Source organism: Streptosporangium jomthongense, from assembly GCF_042650425.1.
Lineage (GTDB): Bacteria > Actinomycetota > Actinomycetes > Streptosporangiales > Streptosporangiaceae > Streptosporangium.
In genome coordinates this window covers 33,140-50,728 of sequence record NZ_JBHSBC010000038.1, presented here as the reverse complement: position 1 = coordinate 50,728, position 17,589 = coordinate 33,140, and the positions used below count along the sequence as shown (strand labels likewise).

At 70.0% G+C, this 17,589-nt stretch carries 20 protein-coding genes; 8 read left to right on the top strand and 12 right to left on the bottom strand.

The annotated features are described in order from the left end of the window. Window positions 1-362: 362 nt before the first annotated feature. Window positions 363-569, top strand: a complete 207-nt coding sequence (locus ACFOYY_RS32280; RefSeq protein WP_352015001.1) for a cold-shock protein — start codon at window positions 363-365, stop codon at window positions 567-569. Window positions 570-655: 86 nt separating this feature from the next. On the opposite strand, the gene ACFOYY_RS32275 is transcribed toward ACFOYY_RS32280, so the two are convergent. After that, on the bottom strand, window positions 656-1,252 hold the full coding sequence (locus ACFOYY_RS32275; protein ID WP_386194843.1) for a CGNR zinc finger domain-containing protein: 597 nt from the start codon (window positions 1,250-1,252) through the stop codon (window positions 656-658). Between the two features lie 62 nt (window positions 1,253-1,314). On the opposite strand from ACFOYY_RS32275, the gene ACFOYY_RS32270 reads away from it, so the two are divergent. Next, window positions 1,315-1,704 carry a RidA family protein gene (locus ACFOYY_RS32270; protein WP_352014999.1) on the top strand — a complete coding sequence of 130 codons (390 nt, stop codon included), beginning with the start codon at window positions 1,315-1,317 and terminating at the stop codon, window positions 1,702-1,704. A gap of 6 nt (window positions 1,705-1,710) precedes the next feature. On the opposite strand, the gene ACFOYY_RS32265 is transcribed toward ACFOYY_RS32270, so the two are convergent. Further along, window positions 1,711-2,478 carry a helix-turn-helix domain-containing protein gene (locus ACFOYY_RS32265; protein ID WP_386194840.1) on the bottom strand — a complete coding sequence of 256 codons (768 nt, stop codon included), beginning with the start codon at window positions 2,476-2,478 and terminating at the stop codon, window positions 1,711-1,713. Window positions 2,479-2,567: 89 nt separating this feature from the next. On the opposite strand from ACFOYY_RS32265, the gene ACFOYY_RS32260 reads away from it, so the two are divergent. Continuing rightward, complete coding sequence (locus tag ACFOYY_RS32260; protein WP_352014997.1) at window positions 2,568-2,957, top strand: nuclear transport factor 2 family protein; 390 nt, start codon at window positions 2,568-2,570, stop codon at window positions 2,955-2,957. 159 nt (window positions 2,958-3,116) lie between these two features. Here ACFOYY_RS32260 and ACFOYY_RS32255 read toward each other — a convergent pair whose 3' ends face one another. Next, on the bottom strand, window positions 3,117-3,956 hold the full coding sequence (locus ACFOYY_RS32255) for an SAM-dependent methyltransferase (RefSeq protein WP_362915595.1): 840 nt from the start codon (window positions 3,954-3,956) through the stop codon (window positions 3,117-3,119). A gap of 293 nt (window positions 3,957-4,249) precedes the next feature. Then, on the bottom strand, window positions 4,250-4,732 hold the full coding sequence (locus tag ACFOYY_RS32250) for a cupin domain-containing protein (protein ID WP_362779642.1): 483 nt from the start codon (window positions 4,730-4,732) through the stop codon (window positions 4,250-4,252). Between the two features lie 113 nt (window positions 4,733-4,845). Here ACFOYY_RS32250 and ACFOYY_RS32245 point away from each other — a divergent pair, with 113 nt between their 5' ends. Further along, window positions 4,846-5,763: a LysR family transcriptional regulator gene (locus tag ACFOYY_RS32245; protein WP_386194837.1), complete on the top strand. Its 918-nt coding sequence runs from the start codon at window positions 4,846-4,848 to the stop codon at window positions 5,761-5,763. 4 nt (window positions 5,764-5,767) lie between these two features. Here the strand turns inward: ACFOYY_RS32245 and ACFOYY_RS32240 are convergent, their stop codons facing one another. From ACFOYY_RS32240 to ACFOYY_RS32205, 8 genes are all read right to left on the bottom strand, one after another. Next, window positions 5,768-6,523: a PIG-L deacetylase family protein gene (locus ACFOYY_RS32240; RefSeq protein ID WP_362915591.1), complete on the bottom strand. Its 756-nt coding sequence runs from the start codon at window positions 6,521-6,523 to the stop codon at window positions 5,768-5,770. A 3-nt stretch (window positions 6,524-6,526) separates the two neighbouring features. After that, entirely contained in the window at window positions 6,527-7,714 is a 1,188-nt protein-coding gene (locus ACFOYY_RS32235; RefSeq protein WP_386194834.1) for an ROK family transcriptional regulator, read from the bottom strand. Continuing rightward, a complete protein-coding gene (locus ACFOYY_RS32230) occupies window positions 7,714-8,544 on the bottom strand; it encodes a carbohydrate ABC transporter permease (protein ID WP_352014991.1) in 831 nt (276 codons plus the stop codon). Before ACFOYY_RS32230 ends, ACFOYY_RS32235 begins: the two co-directional genes overlap by 1 nt. A gap of 1 nt (window position 8,545) precedes the next feature. Continuing rightward, window positions 8,546-9,451, bottom strand: coding sequence for a carbohydrate ABC transporter permease (locus ACFOYY_RS32225; RefSeq protein ID WP_386194832.1), 906 nt, complete (start codon window positions 9,449-9,451; stop codon window positions 8,546-8,548). A 3-nt stretch (window positions 9,452-9,454) separates the two neighbouring features. Continuing rightward, entirely contained in the window at window positions 9,455-10,864 is a 1,410-nt protein-coding gene (gene ngcE, locus ACFOYY_RS32220) for an N-acetylglucosamine/diacetylchitobiose ABC transporter substrate-binding protein (protein WP_362779654.1), read from the bottom strand. Between the two features lie 85 nt (window positions 10,865-10,949). Beyond that, window positions 10,950-11,900 carry an N-acetylglucosamine kinase gene (locus tag ACFOYY_RS32215; protein WP_386194829.1) on the bottom strand — a complete coding sequence of 317 codons (951 nt, stop codon included), beginning with the start codon at window positions 11,898-11,900 and terminating at the stop codon, window positions 10,950-10,952. Next, window positions 11,894-13,144 (bottom strand): 6-phospho-beta-glucosidase, encoded by a 1,251-nt coding sequence (locus tag ACFOYY_RS32210; protein WP_386194827.1) that lies wholly within the window; start codon window positions 13,142-13,144, stop codon window positions 11,894-11,896. The genes ACFOYY_RS32215 and ACFOYY_RS32210 overlap by 7 nt, the downstream gene beginning before the upstream one ends. Before the next feature lie 521 nt (window positions 13,145-13,665). Next, window positions 13,666-14,193 carry an SgcJ/EcaC family oxidoreductase gene (locus ACFOYY_RS32205; RefSeq protein ID WP_386194825.1) on the bottom strand — a complete coding sequence of 176 codons (528 nt, stop codon included), beginning with the start codon at window positions 14,191-14,193 and terminating at the stop codon, window positions 13,666-13,668. Between the two features lie 67 nt (window positions 14,194-14,260). Between ACFOYY_RS32205 and ACFOYY_RS32200 the strand changes: the two genes are divergently transcribed. The 4 genes from ACFOYY_RS32200 to ACFOYY_RS32185 all read left to right on the top strand — a co-directional run bounded on the left by ACFOYY_RS32200 (window position 14,261) and on the right by ACFOYY_RS32185 (window position 17,415). After that, window positions 14,261-14,719, top strand: coding sequence for a MarR family winged helix-turn-helix transcriptional regulator (locus tag ACFOYY_RS32200; protein WP_386194823.1), 459 nt, complete (start codon window positions 14,261-14,263; stop codon window positions 14,717-14,719). A gap of 138 nt (window positions 14,720-14,857) precedes the next feature. After that, window positions 14,858-15,421: an RICIN domain-containing protein gene (locus ACFOYY_RS32195; RefSeq protein WP_386194821.1), complete on the top strand. Its 564-nt coding sequence runs from the start codon at window positions 14,858-14,860 to the stop codon at window positions 15,419-15,421. 240 nt (window positions 15,422-15,661) lie between these two features. Beyond that, entirely contained in the window at window positions 15,662-16,240 is a 579-nt protein-coding gene (locus ACFOYY_RS32190; RefSeq protein ID WP_352014983.1) for a TetR/AcrR family transcriptional regulator, read from the top strand. Then, window positions 16,237-17,415: an FAD-dependent oxidoreductase gene (locus ACFOYY_RS32185; RefSeq protein WP_386194819.1), complete on the top strand. Its 1,179-nt coding sequence runs from the start codon at window positions 16,237-16,239 to the stop codon at window positions 17,413-17,415. Before ACFOYY_RS32190 ends, ACFOYY_RS32185 begins: the two co-directional genes overlap by 4 nt. Window positions 17,416-17,589 lie beyond the last annotated feature (174 nt).

Below are 17,589 nucleotides of genomic sequence, written 5' to 3'. Positions count from 1 at the left end.
CACCGCTCAGGCCGGTGGAGGCTTCACCGCGGAGACCGTACGGCGTGCCTTCGGCGAATCGGCGGAGGCCGCGCCGCTGGAGGCCTGGCCGACGTCGACCGCTGACGGTTCCCAACGGCCGGAGGCCGGGTCGGCCGTCCTTGAGCCATGTTCGCCCGGGGGACGTGGACCATCCCCACGGCTGTGATACGTTGATGGCAGTTGCAGTTTTGGTACCCATGATGAACTTGTGTGCACCTGACGGTTTGTAGCGTCGGGTGCATTTTTTGTTTACCGGTCTTCTCCGGTGTGGGCTTATCACGGCGACGCGAAATTCGTGTCAGTACGGATTTCGGCTCTACACCTACCAAGAGGAGATCAATATGGCTTCCGGCACCGTGAAGTGGTTCAACGCGGAAAAGGGCTTCGGCTTCATCGAGCAGGACGGCGGCGGCGCCGACGTCTTCGCCCACTACTCCAACATCGTCGGCCAGGGCGGCTACCGCGAGCTGCGCGAGGGCCAGAAGGTGACCTTCGACGTCACGCAGGGCCAGAAGGGCCCGCAGGCCGAGAACATCGTCGCCTCCTGACGACGAACACCGGGATCAGGGCCCGCGCCTTCACGGCGCGGGCCCTTTTTCCTTTTCCACCAACGGAGTCGCGTCTCCCACCGAGGTCATGTCGTACGGCGGGCACGCAGGGCCCGGACCTTGTGGCGGTTGCCACAGCGCTCCATCGAGCACCAGCGCCGGGCACCGGGCCGGGAGGAGTCGACGAAGACCAGCGGGCAGGTCTCGCTGGCGCACTCACGGAAGCGCTCGGCCAGCGGCCCGGACAGCAGCTCGATCATCTCCCGGGCCATCGTGGACAGCGCCTGGGACGCCAGAACCGGCGCCGCCCACCCGATGGTCGTGCCGCTCCCGGTGAGTTCGGGGACCAGTGGCGGTGAGGCGGCGGCCCGGTTGACGGCCGCGACCGCCTCGGCGGGCAGCGGGCGGCGCGCCGCCCTGGCCCGTGCCGCCGCCCAGATCGCCTGGCGGAGGGTCCTGGCCGCGACCAGGTCGTCGGCTGTCACGGGGGCCGTGACGACCGCGTCCAACGGCGGCTGGGCCAGCCATTCGACCAGGTCGGTCGGCTCATGGAGGGTCTCGAACACCGCGTAGCGGCCTTCGCCCCCGGTGTAGGCGAAATCCAGGCAGACGGCGCCCGCGTCGAAGCGGAAGGAGCCGCCCTTGGGGTCGTGGAGCACCCGTCCGGTTGCGTTCATGCGCATGTAACCACTATAACTGGTGTCAGTCGAAACCAGTATTACCGGTGTCATGCAGGAGGAAACACATGGGCGTCCGGCACATCAACCCCGAGGGTCTCCACCGCAGCCCGGCCTTCAGCCAGGCCGTCGTGGTCGAGCAGCCGACGAAGACCATCTACATCGGCGGCCAGAACGGCGTCGGCCCCGACGGCAAGGTCGTCGGCCCCACGGTCGGGGAGCAGGCCGCGCAGATCTTCCACAACCTCTCGACCATCCTGGAGAGCGAGGGTGCGACCCTGGCGAACATCGTGCACTGGACCATCGCCGTGGTCGACGGCCACTCCTTCGACGAGGGCGTGGCGGCCTTCCGTCAGGTCTGGAACTTCGCCGCCCCGCCGCCCGCCATCACGCTCCACATCGTCGCCGGTCTCAACCCCGGATGCCTCGTGGAGATCGACGCCGTCGCCGTCGTGTGACCCGGGTCAGAGGTCGAGCCCGGTGAAGTAGGCGGCGGTCTCCGCGTCCGCCGGGTAGTACGACTCGATCGAGACCTCCTCCAGCGTGATGTCCAGCGGGGTGCCGAACGTGGTGACGGTCGAGAACAGCCGCAGCTCCCGGCCGTCGAAACGGAAGATCATCGGAGTCGCGACCTCGGACCCGGCCCGATGGACCACCTCCGCACCCCCGGGGGCCAGCAGTTCCTCGTGGAGCGCGGCCAATCCGGGGTCGGGGGCGACCGCGAGCTGACGGGAGATCCGGACACGCAGCAGCGAGCGCACCTCCGCCAGGTTCACGATGAACGGGGCGAGTCCACGCGGATCAAGCCCCAGCCGCACCATGTTGACCGGCGGGCGGAGCAGCTCGGGGGCGACGCGCGCGAGAAACGGGGCGACGGCGTGGTTGGTCAGCACGATGTCCCACCGGCGGTCGACGACCAGCGCGGGGTACGGCTCGTGCGCGCGCAACACCCTTTCGACCGCCTCCCGGGCCGCGGGCAGCGCGTCCCCGTCGAGCGGCCGTTCCGGGTAACGGGGGGCGAAACCGGCGGCGAGCAGTAGCCGGTTGCGCTCACGCAACGGCACGTCGAGCTGCTCGGCGAGCCGGATGACCATGTCGGCGCTCGGGCGGGACCTCCCGGTCTCCACCAGACTGACGTGCCGGGCCGAGACGTCGGCGGCGATCGACAGATCGAGCTGGCTGAGCCCGCGGCGGTGCCGCCACCGCCGCAACAGTTCCCCGACCGTGCGCATGGCCGCCGACACTAGCCCTCCTGCGGGCCGTACGCCATGAAACGGCATTTCATCGACAACCCCGGCGGGGGTGGGAACACTGGCGACCCATGACCACAGGTAACAAAGGTGTCGTGGAACGGGCGCTGACGGCCCTGGTCGCGACCGGAGACGTCGACGCGCTCGCGCCACTGCTGAGCGACGGCTTCGTCCACCACCGGCCGGACGCGACCTCGAAGAACAAGACGGAGTGGCTCGCCGCCGTCGGCGCCGCGCTCGGCCCGCTCACCGGCATGCGGGTCGAGGTACGGCACCTGCTGGAATCCGGCGACCACGTCGTGATGCACTCGCTGCGCCGGCTTCCCGGAACCGGGCCGGAGATCGCCGTCGTCGACATCTGGCGCCTCGACGACGGGCTGATCGCCGAGGCGTGGGAGATCATCGAACCGGTGTCCCAGGCCGCGGCCAACCTGACCTGGTGGGCGCCGACCGGCCGCTGACCCGGCCTACGCGGGCTGCCGGGCCGTACAGCAGGCGGTATGGGGAGCGCCGGGCCGTACGCGGGGGCCAGGGGAGCGCCGGGTGGACCGGAGAACGGAGTCGCGAGTTCGCACGGCGAGCCGTCGCCGTACGAGTCGGCACCGTCAGCCGGTGTCCGGTCAGGGTTTGCGGCCCACCGCGGCGTACATGTTGGTCGCGGTGTCCGGGAGGGGCTGCTCGCCGGGGGCGGGGTGCCAGCGCGGCATCGGGACGATCCCAGGGTCGAGCAGTTCCAGGCCGGAGAACAGCCGTTCGACCTCGGCACGGCCGCGCAGATACATGGGGATGCCGCGCTCGGTGTACTCGCGGGCGAGCCGTTCGGACTCGGGGGCCAGCTCGCCGGTCGGGATGGTGATGGCGAGGTGGCTGCCCGGGGCGAGCGGTTCGAGGAGCGACTCCACCACCCCCTGGGCGTCCTCGACGAACTGGAGCATCGCGATCAGGGTGAGCGCGACCGGCTGGGAGAAGTCGATCACCTCGTGGAGTGTGGCGTCACCGAGAAGCGCCTCGGGGGTGCGCATGTCGGCCTGGATGTAGGCGATGCGCCCCTCGGGCGTGCCGGTCAGCAGGGCACGCGCGTGCAACAGCACGATGAGGTCGTTGTCGACGTAGACGACACGCGCGTCCGGCGCGGTCTCCTGGACCACCTGGTGCAGGTTCGGCGAGGAGGGGATGCCGGTGCCGATGTCGACGAACTGCCGTACGCCCAGGCCGGTGAGGTGACGGGCCATCCGGTGCATGCAGGCCCGGTTGGCCAGCATCGAGGTGCGCAGCCCGGGCCAGTCGGCCAGCACCTTGGCCGCGGTCTCCCGGTCAGGGGCGAAGTTGTCCTTGCCTCCCATGATGTAGTCGTAGACCCGGGCCGAGTGCGGCCGGTTGGTCTGCAGATCGACCGAGGCGATCCGGTCCTGGGGGGCGTCCGACATCTGTGACCACTGCCTTCCACTCGCTCCTGCCATAGTGTCATGATCGCGCACTCAAGATCGTCTTTCGTCCACGAATCACGGTTCACCCCTTCGTATCCCACCTTTCCCTCCCCCTGGGAAGGGGAATTCGGGTGAAGATCGAATGACGAAGGCCAGAGCCGCGGCGACCAGTGGAAAGACCGCGACGGCCACCAACGCGCCGCCTGCCCTCCGGCCGTGAGCACGAACACCACCGCCAGCGCGGCGACGGCGGGGGCCGGGGTGCCGACCTCCGAGCCGGAGAGCCGTCGACAGCGTCCCGAACCGCGGCCCGGCCATGAGGGTGCTCATCGGACGTCCCTGCCGGTTTCGTCGACGAAGTGGACGTCGTAGCGTTCCTGCTCGGACAACAGGCCGTCGAAGGGCTCCAGCCCGTGCTGGACGCGTCCCAGCCGCCGGAAGTATCCGAAGCGTTCGACCCCCGGCGTCAGAACGGACAGCACGTCGGCCTCGGAGCCGGGCGCCGCGCCGAACGCGTGGGGCAGCCACGGCGGCACGACGACCAGCCCGCCCGCGGAGACCGTCACCCGCTCATCCCCCAGGAGGAACTCCATGTCCCCGGCCAGGACGTGGAACAGCTCGGTGGAGCGGGAGTGGAAATGGAGGCGGGCGCCGTCGCGTCCCCTCCCCAGCCTCAGCCGGTTGGCGCCGAGCGCGCCCGCGGTGTGGCTCGCGTCGGCGAGCAGCGTGAACGCGCCACCCGCGGGGAGGTCGACGACCTCCGCGGCGTCGGCGGGCATGACGAAGGCGGGTGAACCGGTGACGGTCATGTGGACTCCTGATGAGTTCTCCCGAAAACAGGGACCGGGATCGGAACCCATTGGAGTCCAGGAAGAAGCCGTGAACCAGAAGCGGTTATGACGTGCAGTGATCACCGATCGAGATGAATCAGAGGGCACGGATGGAGCTGCGGCAGCTGGAGTACTTCGTTGCGGTCGCCGAGGAGGGCGGGTTCGGCCGGGCGGCCGAACGGCTCAGCATCGTGCAGTCGGCGGTCAGCCAGCAGATCCGCCGCCTCGAACGCGAACTCGGTGTGCCGCTGTTCGACCGCTCGACCCGGCACGTGCACCTGTCCGGCGCCGGTGAACGCCTGCTGCCCGAGGCGCGCGCCGTACTCGCCGCCGTGCGCCGCACACGTCAGGTGGCCGCCGACATCGGCGCGGGCATCGACGGCGTCCTGCGCCTCGGGATCGTGCAGGGCCCCGGCGACCGGGTCTTCCGCACCCTGAACGAGCTGGCCGCCGTCGCGCCGCGGCTACAGGTCCGGCTGCGCCGGCTCCCCCTGCTCGCCCGCCTGTCCGCGGTCCGCACCGGCGAGCTCGACGCCGCCCTGGTCAGGGCGCTCACCGAGGCGCCCGGCCTCGAACTGCTTCCCGTCTGGACGGATCCGCTGTACGTGGCCTTGCCCGCCGCGCATCGGCTGGCGCGCTCGGCCGAGCCGAGGCTCCAGGACCTGGCGAGACTTCCGCTCCGGCTCGCCTCGCGTGAGGACAATCCGCCCTTCCACGACCTGGTCACCGGAGCCTGCCGGGACGCCGGGGTGGCACCGCCGCCGGGACCGCCGTTCACCACCCTCCAGGAGACCCTCGCCCACATCGGAGCCGGAGCCCCGTCCTGGACCGTCTTCTACGAGGTGGCGGGACTGCCGGAGTTCCCCAGGGTCGCCATCCGCCCGCTGGCCGGACCACGGCTGACCACCTCGCTGGCCGTCCCCCCTGGCTCACCGACTCCCGCCCTGCGCCACCTGCTGCACAGCCTGACCCGCGTCGCACACGACGAGAGGCCGGACGACGCCGGTTGAAGGGTCAGAGGTTCTGGACGAACGGCAGCAACCGCCGCAGTTCGGCCGTGTCGGCCCGCCTGCCGTACGGGGCGAACTGGAAGGTCTCCGTCGACAGGTGGCCCGGCCAGTACTCGCCGACGAAGGCGCGGCAGGCGTCCACGTCGTCGGCCGGGGGGACCCGGTCCAGGAGACCGCGCTGGAACGGGCCGAACTCCAGGAACTGGGAGGCGTGCGCGAGGCAGGCGTCCACCTTGGCCTGCGCGACCGGCGTCACGTCCACCACCACGTCGTCCCGGTGCACCGGGTCGGAGGCGTAGTCGGTCATCAGCAGGCAGACCGGCTGCCGCTCAAGCGGGGGCTTGCCGCACTCGACGTTGCGCACGGTGACAAGTTCGACGGCCTGCTCGACCAGCTTCCCGGCGGCCCGGTTGTCCGGGTGGCCTGAGCCGTCGGCGTGCAGGGCGATCACCAGGTCGGGCCGCCAGGCACGGATCTCCCGCATCACCTGAAGGCGCAGCTCAACGGTCGGCTCAAGAAGGCCGTCATGCACGTCGAAGATCTCGTAGTTGACCACGCCGAGGGCGTCGGCCGCACGCCAGCCCTCCTCCGCCCTGCGGCGGGCCAGCGGAGCCCGTTCGAGCTCGTGGTGTCCGGCGTCGCCGTTGGTGAGCGTCAGGAACTTCACCGCGTGCCCGGCCTTGGACAGCAGTGCGGAGATGCCACCGGCGTAGAGCTCGGGTTCGTCGGGGTGGGCGGCGATCACCAGGGTGCGCAACATTTCTCAGCTTTCGTTGACGGGTCCGGTACGGCCTGCCGTACCGGCGTGGAAGACCTGCTCACGAGCCAGGTCGAGGGCGTGACGGACGGCGCCTTCCAGTACGGCGTTGCCGCTGACGCGGCTGACGGCGACGGTGACGGGCGCCAGACCGGTGGGGACCAGGAGGTCGGCGACGCGGGAGCGCAGCGCTTCCCCGGCCGCCGTGCAGACAGGGCCGCCGAGGACGACGTAGCCGGGGTCGAGTACGCCGACGGCCGCGGTCACGCCGAGCGCGACCCGCCTGGCGACGTCGTCGAGGAATTCGGCGGGGGGTTCGGCGCGGAGCAGCTCGGTGACCGCGCGCAGGGTGGGTTCGACCTCAAGCCCGTGCGCTGCGGCCAGTTCGGCGAGCGGGGCCGTACCGAGCAGCGCGCCGAGCGGGCCGCCGTCGGGGCCGTAGAGCCGCCCGCGGCTGACCGGGTCGGGCACGGTCACCGAGCCGACCTCACCGCCGCGCCCGGTGACGCCGCGCCACAGGACGTCGTTGAGCACGACTCCGGCGCCGACTCCGCTTCCCACCCAGAACAGGACGAAGCTACTGCCCTTGTGCTCCTCAAGCTCGCGGATCGCGACCAGGTTGACGTCGTTCTCCAGCCGGAAGCGTTCGGTGCCCAGCTGTTCGCGCAGGTCACCGAGGTCGTCGAGGTGCGACCAGCCGGACAGCTGCACCGCCTGGCTCAGCCGGTGGCCGCCGGCCTCCACGACGCCGGGGACACCCAGCACGATCTGGTCGAGGTCGTCGAGGGTGACCCCGGCGTCGAGGGCCGCGGCCTGCACGGCCTCGGTCAGGAACGCCACCGCGTCGGTGCCCTCGCCGGGGGCCTCGGCCTGGTGGCCGCCCCGGACCTCACCCGTGAGGTCGGAGACCGACACCTCGACGGCGCGTGCCGTCAGGTCCAGGCCCGCGACCCAGGAGGCCGAGCCGTTCAACTCCCAGAGCTGGGCGGCGGGGCCCGCGTTGCCGGGCTTGGTGCCGGCCTTGCGCGCCAGGCGCCCGTTCTCCAGGCGGCGCAGCACCTCGGCGGCGGAGGCCTTGGAGAGCCCGGTGTGGAACTCCAGCTCGGCGCGGGTGAGGGAGCCGTGCCGCAGCAGCAGCTCCAGGGCCGCCCGTTCGTTGAGGGTTCTGAAGACGGTGGGGTTCCCGGTGGACACTACTTCACTGCTCCTGACGTCAGCCCGGACTGGATGTGCCGCTGGAAGACGATATAGGCCACGACCACCGGCAGAACGGTCATGCTGAGCGCCGCGAACAGGGCCGGCCAGTCCGCCTCATATCCGGCGATGGTGGAGATGTCGGCGATGCCCTGGGTGATGACCCAGTTGCTCTTGTCTCCCGGAAGCAGCACCAGGGGTAGGAGGTACTGGTTCCACTGGCCGAGCACGTTGAAGATGGTCAGGCTGACCATCCCCGGCTTGGCCATCGGCAGCATGACCTGGAAGAAGGTCCGGGTGTAGGAGGCGCCGTCGATCATCGCCGCCTCGGCGACCGCGTCGGGCAGCCCCCGGAAGAAGGAGGTGAGGAAGAAGATCGTGAAGGGCAGCGAGTAGGCGATGTAGACCAGGACCAGCCCGACGTGCGTGTTGAGCAGCCCGAGCCCGTCGACCACGAAGAACAGCGGCACCAGGGCGAGGAAGACCGGGAAGGCCATGCCCGAAACGAACAGGAAGTAGATCAGCCGGTTGCCGGGGAACTTGAACCTCGCCAGCACGTAGGCGGCCATGGAGCTGAGCAACATGGTGCCCGCGACGCCGAAGAAGACGACGATCACCGTGTTGAGCAGGTACCGGCCGACGTTGGCCCGCTCCCAGGCCCGCGCCCAGTTGTCCCAGCGCAGCTCGCCCGGTAGTTGGAGGGCGTCGCCGAAGATCTCGCCGTTGCTCTTGAAGGAGGCCAGCAGCGTCCAGATCAGCGGAGCGATGATGAGCAGGGCCCACACCGCGAGGATGGCCTGCGAAAGACCTCCGAAGAGTTTGCGGCCCATGTCAGTAGACGATCCTCTCGCGCCTGGTGACCCGCATCGTCAGTGCGGCGAAGGTGAGGGTCAGGAAGAACAGCGCCACACCGAGCGCCGAGGCGTAGCCGAACCGCGAGTAGCCGAAGGCGTTCTTGTAGATCTCCGTGGCCAGCACCGTGGTCGCGCCGTCCGGCCCGCCCTGCTCGATGGAGAGCACGTTGACCAGGGCGAAGCCGTCGAAGGCCGCGATCCCGAGATAGATCCAGCCGACCTGGACGGTGTCCCAGAGCAGCGGCAGGGTGATGGAGAAGAACAGCCGGGTACGGCCGGCGCCGTCCAGGGAGGCCGCCTCGAAGACGTCCTTCGGGATGGCGGCCATCCCCGCCGAGAAGAGGACGACGTAGAAACCGACCGCCTGCCAGACCATCACGGCGATGATCGACCAGAGCGCGAGTCTCTGGTCGGTCAGCCACCCGATCGGTTCCAGGCCCAGCTTGACGAGGGCGCCGTTGACCACGCCACTGGCGTCGGGGCGGTAGACGGCCTTGAACAGCACGCCGACCACCGCCACCGCGAGCACCTGCGGCAGGAAGAAGACGACCCGGTAGAAACCGGAGCCCTTGACCCCGGTCATCGTGCCGCCGCGTGAGCCACCCGCCACGTTCAGCAGGTAGGCGAACAGCAGCGCGAGGAGAACCGTGACCAGCGGCATGGCGACGAGCAGGACCGCGTGGTTGCGGATCGCCTGCCAGAAGGTCTCGTTGCCGAACATCCGCCGGAAGTTGTCCAGCCCGACGAAGTTGAGCTTGGCCGAGACTCCCCGCCAGTCGGTCAGCGCGATCTGGAACGCCTGCACGTACGGGCTGATGACGAAGATGCCGTAGAGAACGACGGGAAGGAGCAGGAATCCCGCGACGAAGCCGTGCCGCCTCATCGGTCAGACGGTCCGGTTCTGCTTGGCGATGGAGGAGTCGGCCTTGAGCTCGTCCGCCTTCTTCTGCATGTTCTCGCAGAACTGGTCGGCGGTGATGCGACCGGCCATGACCGAGTTGGTCTGGGTCTGGCCGTGGTCGAACAGCTCCTTGTACCAGGTCTCGAAGCGGGCGTCGGTGATGGTGTTCTTCCCGGCGGCCTCCTGGGCCTTGGCGGCGCTGTTGACCGCCGAGGTGAGCTGCAGACCGTCCACCAGGCCGTTGACGATGGTGAGGTTCTTGGTCATCTCGGTGTAGCCGCGCGCGCCCTCCCTGGAGAGCATCATGCGCAGGTAGTCCAGGCCGCCCTGCGGGTTCTTGCCCTTGGCCGCGACGAAGAAGGCCTCGGAGACCCCGATCATGATCGCCTCGTACGGCAGGGCGTCCGCGGCGGTGATGCTCGGCACCGGGGCGATGGCGTACTCGAAGGTGTCCGGCTTGTCCTTGGCCATCTCGTTCTCCAGCCAGGAGCCGCACGGGTAGAACAGGACCTTGTCCTGCAGGTGCTTGATCTGGGTCTGGGTGTGGTCGAGACCGAAGTAGGCCTTGTCGCCGTAGTCCTTCTGGATCTGCGCCCAGGCGGCGACGGCCTGCCGGACCGGCTCGGCGGTCCAGGCGCCGTCGGCCAGGTTGTCGATGTCGATGATGACCTTGTTGCCGCCGACCTTGGCGGCGCTGTAGACGAGGTTCCACAGCTGGTAGAACGGGCCGACCTGGCCGGGGTAGGCGAACAGGGTGATCCCGGCCTTCTTCGCCTCCTCGCCGAGGGTGTTGAACTCCGCCCAGGTCTTGGGAACGGTCCAGCCCTTGGACTCGAAGAGCTTGGCGTTGTACCACAGGGCGCGGTGGGCCACGGTGTACTGCAGGACCCTCGGCACGCCGTCGATCAGCGAGTTCTCGTAGGCGCCGCCGACGAGGGTGTCCTTGACCTTCTTGTCGGGGAAGGCCAGGGAGGGGGCCTCGAAGAGCGGGGTGAGGTCGGCCAGGTGTCCCTCCTGGACCAGCGACTGCAGGTCGAGCGCCTCGGGGCCCGAGTTGTTGACCACGTCGGGCACGTCACCGGCGATGAAGCGGGGGCGCAGTTGGGTGCCGACCTTCTGTGTGGCGACGTGCTTGAGCTCGGCCTTCGGGTACGCCTTGCGGTAGGCGGCCTCGTGCAGGTCCACGGCGTACTTGTCGCCGTTGCCGCCGCTGAAGATGACGACTTCCAGCCGCCGGGTGGCGTCCACGCCGAGCGGGTTGTTCGTTGAGGTCGCGGCGGCGGAGGCGGTGGGGCTGGGGGCGGCTTCGCGACCGGCGGTCGCGCAGGCGGCGAGAGGGGTGGCGAGCGCGGCGAGACCGAGCCCGCGCAGGACTTCGCGGCGGCTGAGGGACATGCTTCCTCCTGGCGCTAACCGTCCGGATACCTTCCAGACGGTTAGCGGCCGACTATAGGTCGCCTCTCCTCAACCCGTCAAGAGTTCAGAACTGCCCGAGCAGCCGGGCTTTCGCGTCCTCACCTGCGCCGATGTGATCCAGGGCGCTCAACGCCGCGCCCACGACGGGCGGCAGTTCGGCGACGACCCGCTCCGCCAGCGGCATGCGGGCCGCGAACCGTTCGTCGAGCAGCGTGGTGAGCAGCAGATCGCGGGCCCGCAGCACGCCCCCGCCCAGGACCACCTCGGTCGGCGTACCGAGCAGGTCGAGCCGGGTGAGGCAGACCTGGGCCATCGTGGCGACCTCGTCGGCCAGCCGCGAGACCAGCGCACGGGCGATCTCGTCGCCGTCCGCGGCCACCCTGAACAGCCCCGGCGTCAGCTCAAGCAGCCGTTCCCGTCCCAGGGCGCCGAGGTGCAGGTCGATCACCACCCGCTCGACCGTGTCCGCGCCGAAGTGCGACCTGACCAGCTCGGCGAGCCCGGTCGGGGCTCCCCTGCCGTCCTCGGCGCGGGCCGCGTGCCAGAGCGTCTCCGACGACAGACCGAGACCGCCGCCCCAGTCGCCGCTGATCGCCCCCAGGGACAGGAACCGGGCGACCCGCCCCGACGGCGCGACGCCGACCGCGTTGATCCCCGCGCCGCAGACCACCGCGACCCCCCACGGGCCGGACGCCCCCGACCGCAGGAGGGCGAAGGTGTCGTTGCGCACCACGACGTCCCTGGCCAGCGCGCGCCCCGAGATCTCGGCCTCGATCGCCCGCTCCTCCTCGGGCAGGTCCACCCCGGCCAGGAAGGTGACCAGGTGGTCGGCCCGGCCGGTGAACCCGATCGCCTGCCGTACCACCCTCTCGATGACGTCGGTCGCGGGCCCGACCCCCTCGCTCTGCGGCGCGAAGGGGCCACCCCGGCCACGGGCGAGGATCTCGCCGAGCTCGTTCAGCAGCACCACGTCGGTCTTGCTGTTGCCGCCGTCGACGGCCAGCACGTTCACCACGACAGGTACCCGCTGTTCTTCTCCAGCAGCAGCTCGGTCAGCTCGGCGGCGATCGCCTCCTGCCCGACCAGCGGGTGCGCGAGAAGCGCGTTGCGCACCCGGTCCGCCCCGCCGTACAGCGCCGCCTGCAGGGCCAGCTCCTCGTAGGCGGACACGCCCGCGATCAGGCCCGCGTAGAGCGGCTCGACCGGCTCGACCGGCAACGGTACGGCTCCCGCCGCGGTGACCTTCGCGGGCACCTCGACGACCGCGTCGTCGGACAGGAAGGGCAGCGTGCCGTTGTTGCGGGTGTTGACCACCTGCACGTCGCCGCGGTCGCCGAGCAGCGAGGCGATGAGCGCCACGGCCGCCTCGGAGTAGAAGGCCCCGCCGCGCTTGGCCAGCTGCTCGGGCTTGGTGTCGACGGAGGGGTCGGCGTAGAGCCTGAGCAGCTGCTCCTCAAGCGCCGCGACCTCCGAGGCCCGGGAGGGCCGGGTCCGCTGCTCCTCGACCACCAGGTCGTGGGCGTAGAAGTAACGCAGGTAGTAGGAGGGCACGACCTGGAGACGCTCGATGAGCTCCAGCGGCAGGCGCAGGTCGTCGGCGATGGCCTGCCCGTGCTCGGCGATCAGCTTGGGCAGCACGTTCTCGCCGTCCACGTACACCGCGCGCTCCCAGGTCAGGTGGTTGAGCCCGACATGGCCGAGCCGGACCCGCTCGGGGGCCAGGCCGAGGTGGGCGGCGAAGCGGCGCTGGAAGCCGATCGCCACGTTGCACAGCCCGATCGCACGGTGCCCGTCGTCCAGCAGCGCCCTGGTCACGATGCCGACGGGGTTGGTGAAGTCGACGATCCAGGCCTCCGGGGCGTGCTCCCTGACCGTGGCCGCCAGGTCGCGCACGACCGGCACCGTGCGCAGGGCCTTGGCCAGGCCTCCGGCGCCGGTGGTCTCCTGTCCGACACAGCCGCACGCCAGCGGGAACGTCTCGTCGACGTCGCGTGCCGCCTGGCCGCCCACCCTGAGCTGGAAGAGTACGGCCTGCGCGCCCTCGACACCCCGCTGGAGGTCGGAGGTGGCGACGACCTCGGCGGGGTGCCCGGCCCGGGCCAGCATGCGGCGGGAGACCCCCGCGACCAGCTCAAGGCGGGAGGCGTCGGGATCGACGAGCGCGATCTCGGTCAACGGGAGCTCGTCACGCAGGCGGGCGAACCCGTCGATCAGCTCCGGCGTGTAGGTCGAACCGCCTCCGACAACGGCGAGTTTCACTGGCGTCCTTCCGATCTTCCGGTTTGTAGGTTAGGAAACTTTCCTAACTTTTGGACAAATCTAGGAAGAAGGGGAGCATCCAGTCAATACATGACATCGGCTTGCGGCGCGCCGGGAGCGTCGGCGGTGATCCACATCCCAGGACGCCGTGCCGGGGCCGGTGATCCGCGTCCTGGGGCGCTGTGGCGGGAGGCCGGTGATCCACGTCCCGGGCCGTCACACCGGGAGGCCGGTGGTCCACGTCCTGGAGCCGTCGCGCTGGGAGGCCGGTGGTCCACGTCCCGGGCCTCGCGTCATGGGAGAAAGCCGGTCCGTCCTTTTCCCTTCGCGGGACGAGGGCGTGATCGACGACCGGGAGAATTCCGCCGAGGGCGTCTTCGCCGAGCCCTCTGAGCTTTTTCCGGGATCTTCTCCGGGCTTTCCCCAGGGGTTTCCCCGCGTTTCCCGCACTCGGCGCGCGTTCGCCGCCGACCCTCGGGCACCTGCTCTGAGCAGCGGAAACGCAGCGGAAACAATGTCCTTTAGCGGGATCGGTTCTGGCCGACGCCGAATCGGTGCGCGACACGCGACATCAGCCGGGACATCCTCGAAGGAAACGCGTCGGGCTCGGGAACGGCGATGGGGCGGACGCGGCCGTTGTGAATGGCGCCGATTCTCCAGCCGGTTTCCGTCCGCACCACGACGACGGTCTGCCGCGACAGCCGCCGCCTGGGGAGGGCGGACCGCCACGGCATCAGGACGGAGGCCGTACCGTGCACGACCGCCACGTCCGGGGTGAGGTAGCGGATCGACTCCAGGTCGCCGACCAGCGCGGAGCCGGCCAGGACACCGCGGAAGAGCTTGTCATGGTTGTGCTGGTGGGCCCGGCGGCCACGGGCGACGGTCCCGTCGTAGGAGACGTAGTCGGAGTCGTCGGTGAACAGCGCGCCGAACGCCTGGGCGTCGCCCGCCGTCCAGGCCGCGAGGAAGTCGGCGAAGAGCCTCTCGATCTCGGCGGTGTCGTCGGTTCGCGGGCTGGAAGCGGTGCCGGTGAGGATGGTCGAGCGCATGGGGGTCCCTCCGTGACGTGATATCGTCGTTTCGACGAACGAAATGTACGATAACAGAAAGCTTCGAATGTCGAAACAAGCTGTCATCGGAGAGATCGCGACGGAGCTGCGGCGGCTGCAGCAGAGCTTCGACGCCTTCGACGAGGCGGCCGCCGCCCGGCTGCGCCTCAACCGCACCGACCTGCGCTGCCTCGACGTGGTGCTCGCCGAGGGCCCGGTGCCCGCGGGCGCGCTCAGCCTCGCGCTGAAGCTCAGTCCGGCGGCCACCACCACGGTCATCGACCGGCTGGAGCGCGCCGGAATGGTGGCCCGCTCCACGGATCCGGAGAACCGTCGCCGGGTCCTGGTCTCCGCGACCGACGCCGCCCGCTCGGCCGAGGCTGAGATCTTCGTCCCGGTCGGCCGGGCGGGTGCCCAGGCGCTGGGGGAGTACGGGCCGGACCAACTGGCCGTCATCCTCGATTTCCTGCGTACCGCCCGAAGAGTCCAGGAGGATCAGGCCGCCCGGGTCAGGGCCCTCTCCTGAGCCGGGCCTCACCTTCCGGTGAGTCATGCCTGCCCGTGGGGGATCAGTCCTCTGCTCCGACGGGCCCGTTGTGGCCGGCCCGTCGCTGTTGGAACGATGTCACCCTCCGAAGTTGATCGACTACAGAGAGGGAGTGGCATGGGAAGGACCTACCGGACCCGTGGCGGGCGTGGCCTCGCAAGGATGGCGGTGGCCGCGATGCTGCTGCTCGGCTCCTGGGCGATGAGCAGCCTGGGCGCAACCGCCAACGCCGCCGCGGACGGCACCCAGCCCCTGGCCGCCGCCGCGAACGTCTACCGGATCGTCAACACGGCCTCCCACAGCTCGCTGCGGGCATACAACGAGGGCAACGCGGTCTTCGTCTCCAGCACCCGGGAGAATCCGGGACCGTTCGAGCTGTGGGAGATCACCCCGGTCCAGGGCGGGTTCACGATCAAGAACGTCGGCCTGAGCCTCACCCGCGGTGCCGCCGTCTACGCCTCGGTGTCACGGTCGGAGGAGGGGGAACCGGTCATCACCAACCGTCAGCCGACCACCTGGTCCGTGGAGTCGGCGGGCGGCGGCACCTTCGTCGTCAAGGCGCCCAACGAGGACCTGCTGTGGAACGTCGAGCCCCCGGTGGTTCCACGCGGCGATGTGGCGCTGCGCGGCGCGAACGGGTCCGACACCCAGCGCTGGCAGTTCGTGCCCGTGAACGAGTAAGACCCGCAGGACTCCCCTCCTGAGGAGGGTGAAACGGCCCGCTTCCTGATTTTCCGCAGCGCATCACACGCGTGAGCGAGGAGGCGGGCCGTTTTTGTTTGGCCGGCTCCGGTGAACCCCGTCTGATCGACCTCACTCCTCTCCGCCACGCCGGCGGCTTGGGATGTATATTTTGGGCAACTGTCCAAGTCGATTGTCCAAGTCTTATGTCCAAAGGAGTGGGAGACGGTGGAGAAGTCGGTGGAACGAGGTCGAGCGACCAGGCAGCGGTTGTTCGACGCCGCGGTGGCGTTGATCGGCGAGGTCGGTTGGGGCGGCGTCACCACACGGATGGTCGCCGAACGCGCCGGGGTGGCTCCGGGTGTGGTGCACTACCACTTCGCGTCGGTGACGGACCTGCTGGTCGAGGCCTCGACCGCGTTCGCCGGCGCGTTGTTCGGTGAGGTCGCGCACCGGCTGGCCGAACAGCCGGACATCGAGAGCGGCCTCGACTGGCTGCTGGGCGAACTGTCCGGCTACACCGGCACGGACCCCGCCTCCCTGTTGATCGTGGAGACGCACCTGGCCTCCGGCAGGCTCCCCGAGCTCCGCGCCCGGCTCCGCGACATGATCGACGACTTCCGCGCGTGCGTGGTCTCGTGGCTGCGCGCCCGCGGTCACACCGGCGACGCCGAGGCCGCCGCCGTCCTGCTCGCGGCGACCCTGGACGGCCTGGTGCTGCACCACAGCCTCGATCCCGCCATGGACGTCGCCGCGCTCGCCGGTCCCCTGCGGGCCATGCTGCGGGCGGACGGGCACGCGGGGAGTGAGGGGCGATGAGGGCGCTCATCTGCGGCGCGGGAATCGCCGGGCTCACCCTGGCCTGGCACCTGGAGCGCATGGGGTGGCAGGTCGAGGTGGTCGAACGCGCCCCCGCCCTCCGGGACGGCGGATACATGATCGACTTCTACGGGCCGGGATACGAGGTGGCCGAGCGGATGGGCCTGGCCCCCCGCCTGCTTGAGGCCCGCTACCCGGTCAACGAACTCGGCTACGTCGACCGTGTCGGGCGGCGGACCAGCCGCCTGGTCATGCCCGAGTCCTTCAACCGGGTGGTGAGCCTGCTGCGCACCGACCTGGTCCGTGCCGTCCACGACGGAGTGCGCGCCCCGGTGACGTACGGCACCAGCGTCGCGGGCATCGAGCAGGACGGCGAAGGCGTCACCGTGGAGCTGACCGACGGCACGCGGCGCGAGGTCGACCTCCTCGTGGGCGCGGACGGAGCACATTCCCAGGTCAGGAAGCTGGCCTTCGGCGCCGAGAGCGGATTCGTGCGTTACCTCGGTCACCGGGTCGCCGCCTACGTCATCGACGACGAGGCGCTCAGCAGGAAGATCGGCACGCGCTACCAGATGCTGACCGTGCCGGGGCGGATGGCCGGTGCCTACGCGCTGCGCGGAGACCGGCTCGCGCTGCTGTTCCTGTGCCGCGAGCCCGACCCCACCCTGCCCGAAGACCCGGCCGCCTGGCTGCGGCACACCTACGGCGACCTCGGCTGGATCCTGCCGGAGGCGCTCTCCCGCTGCCCGGACCCCGCCGAGATCTACTGCGACCAGGTGACCCAGATCGACATGGAGCACTGGAGCACCGGACGGGTCGCCCTGCTCGGGGACGCCTGCCAGGCGGTGTCCCTGTTCGCCGGGCACGGCGCGTCCATGGCGATGGCCGGGGCGTGGGTGCTCGCCGACGAACTGGCGACGGCCGGAGCGGCCCGTGTCCCGGACGCGCTGGCCGCCTACCAGAGGCGGGTACGGCCGGCCGTCGAGGAGGTGCAGGCGTTCGGTCGCCGGTTCATCCAGTGGATGGCGCCCTCCAGCGGGCTGCGCATCGCCGCACGTGACTGGATGCTCCGTCTGGCCTCCCTGCCGGGCGCTGACCGGCTGTTTCTCAACTCGCTCACCGCCGGTGGACACGGGCTCATCGTCACCCGCGCCGGAGGCGGTCTGCGGGGGTGATGGCCGGCCCGGTGGCCGGTCACGTTCGGCGTCGGCGTTCGCTGGAGAGGACGGCCGGGTGAACGCGGACGAGGGGCAGATCGCCGCGTCAATGGTGATCTAGATGGCTTTATCCACTTGATGGTTGTCGTTGGTCTTCTCTCGCGTCGGCCATGGATACATGCCCATGTGTCG

What these genes read in the sequence shown, in the direction of transcription:
- ACFOYY_RS32185 (WP_386194819.1), top strand. Translation starts at nt 16,237, where the DNA reads ATGAGGGCGCTCATCTGCGGCGCGGGAATCGCCGGGCTCACCCTGGCC.
- ACFOYY_RS32200 (WP_386194823.1), top strand. Translation starts at nt 14,261, where the DNA reads ATGTCGAAACAAGCTGTCATCGGAGAGATCGCGACGGAGCTGCGGCGG.
- ACFOYY_RS32260 (WP_352014997.1), top strand. Translation starts at nt 2,568, where the DNA reads ATGACCACAGGTAACAAAGGTGTCGTGGAACGGGCGCTGACGGCCCTG.
- ACFOYY_RS32230 (WP_352014991.1), bottom strand. Translation starts at nt 8,544, where the DNA reads ATGGGCCGCAAACTCTTCGGAGGTCTTTCGCAGGCCATCCTCGCGGTG.
- ACFOYY_RS32245 (WP_386194837.1), top strand. Translation starts at nt 4,846, where the DNA reads ATGAATCAGAGGGCACGGATGGAGCTGCGGCAGCTGGAGTACTTCGTT.
- ACFOYY_RS32270 (WP_352014999.1), top strand. Translation starts at nt 1,315, where the DNA reads ATGGGCGTCCGGCACATCAACCCCGAGGGTCTCCACCGCAGCCCGGCC.
- ACFOYY_RS32275 (WP_386194843.1), bottom strand. Translation starts at nt 1,252, where the DNA reads ATGCGCATGAACGCAACCGGACGGGTGCTCCACGACCCCAAGGGCGGC.
- ACFOYY_RS32280 (WP_352015001.1), top strand. Translation starts at nt 363, where the DNA reads ATGGCTTCCGGCACCGTGAAGTGGTTCAACGCGGAAAAGGGCTTCGGC.
- ACFOYY_RS32255 (WP_362915595.1), bottom strand. Translation starts at nt 3,956, where the DNA reads ATGGCAGGAGCGAGTGGAAGGCAGTGGTCACAGATGTCGGACGCCCCC.
- ACFOYY_RS32195 (WP_386194821.1), top strand. Translation starts at nt 14,858, where the DNA reads ATGGGAAGGACCTACCGGACCCGTGGCGGGCGTGGCCTCGCAAGGATG.
- ACFOYY_RS32240 (WP_362915591.1), bottom strand. Translation starts at nt 6,523, where the DNA reads ATGTTGCGCACCCTGGTGATCGCCGCCCACCCCGACGAACCCGAGCTC.
- ACFOYY_RS32265 (WP_386194840.1), bottom strand. Translation starts at nt 2,478, where the DNA reads ATGCGCACGGTCGGGGAACTGTTGCGGCGGTGGCGGCACCGCCGCGGG.
- ACFOYY_RS32250 (WP_362779642.1), bottom strand. Translation starts at nt 4,732, where the DNA reads ATGACCGTCACCGGTTCACCCGCCTTCGTCATGCCCGCCGACGCCGCG.
- ACFOYY_RS32225 (WP_386194832.1), bottom strand. Translation starts at nt 9,451, where the DNA reads ATGAGGCGGCACGGCTTCGTCGCGGGATTCCTGCTCCTTCCCGTCGTT.
- ngcE (WP_362779654.1), bottom strand. Translation starts at nt 10,864, where the DNA reads ATGTCCCTCAGCCGCCGCGAAGTCCTGCGCGGGCTCGGTCTCGCCGCG.
- ACFOYY_RS32205 (WP_386194825.1), bottom strand. Translation starts at nt 14,193, where the DNA reads ATGCGCTCGACCATCCTCACCGGCACCGCTTCCAGCCCGCGAACCGAC.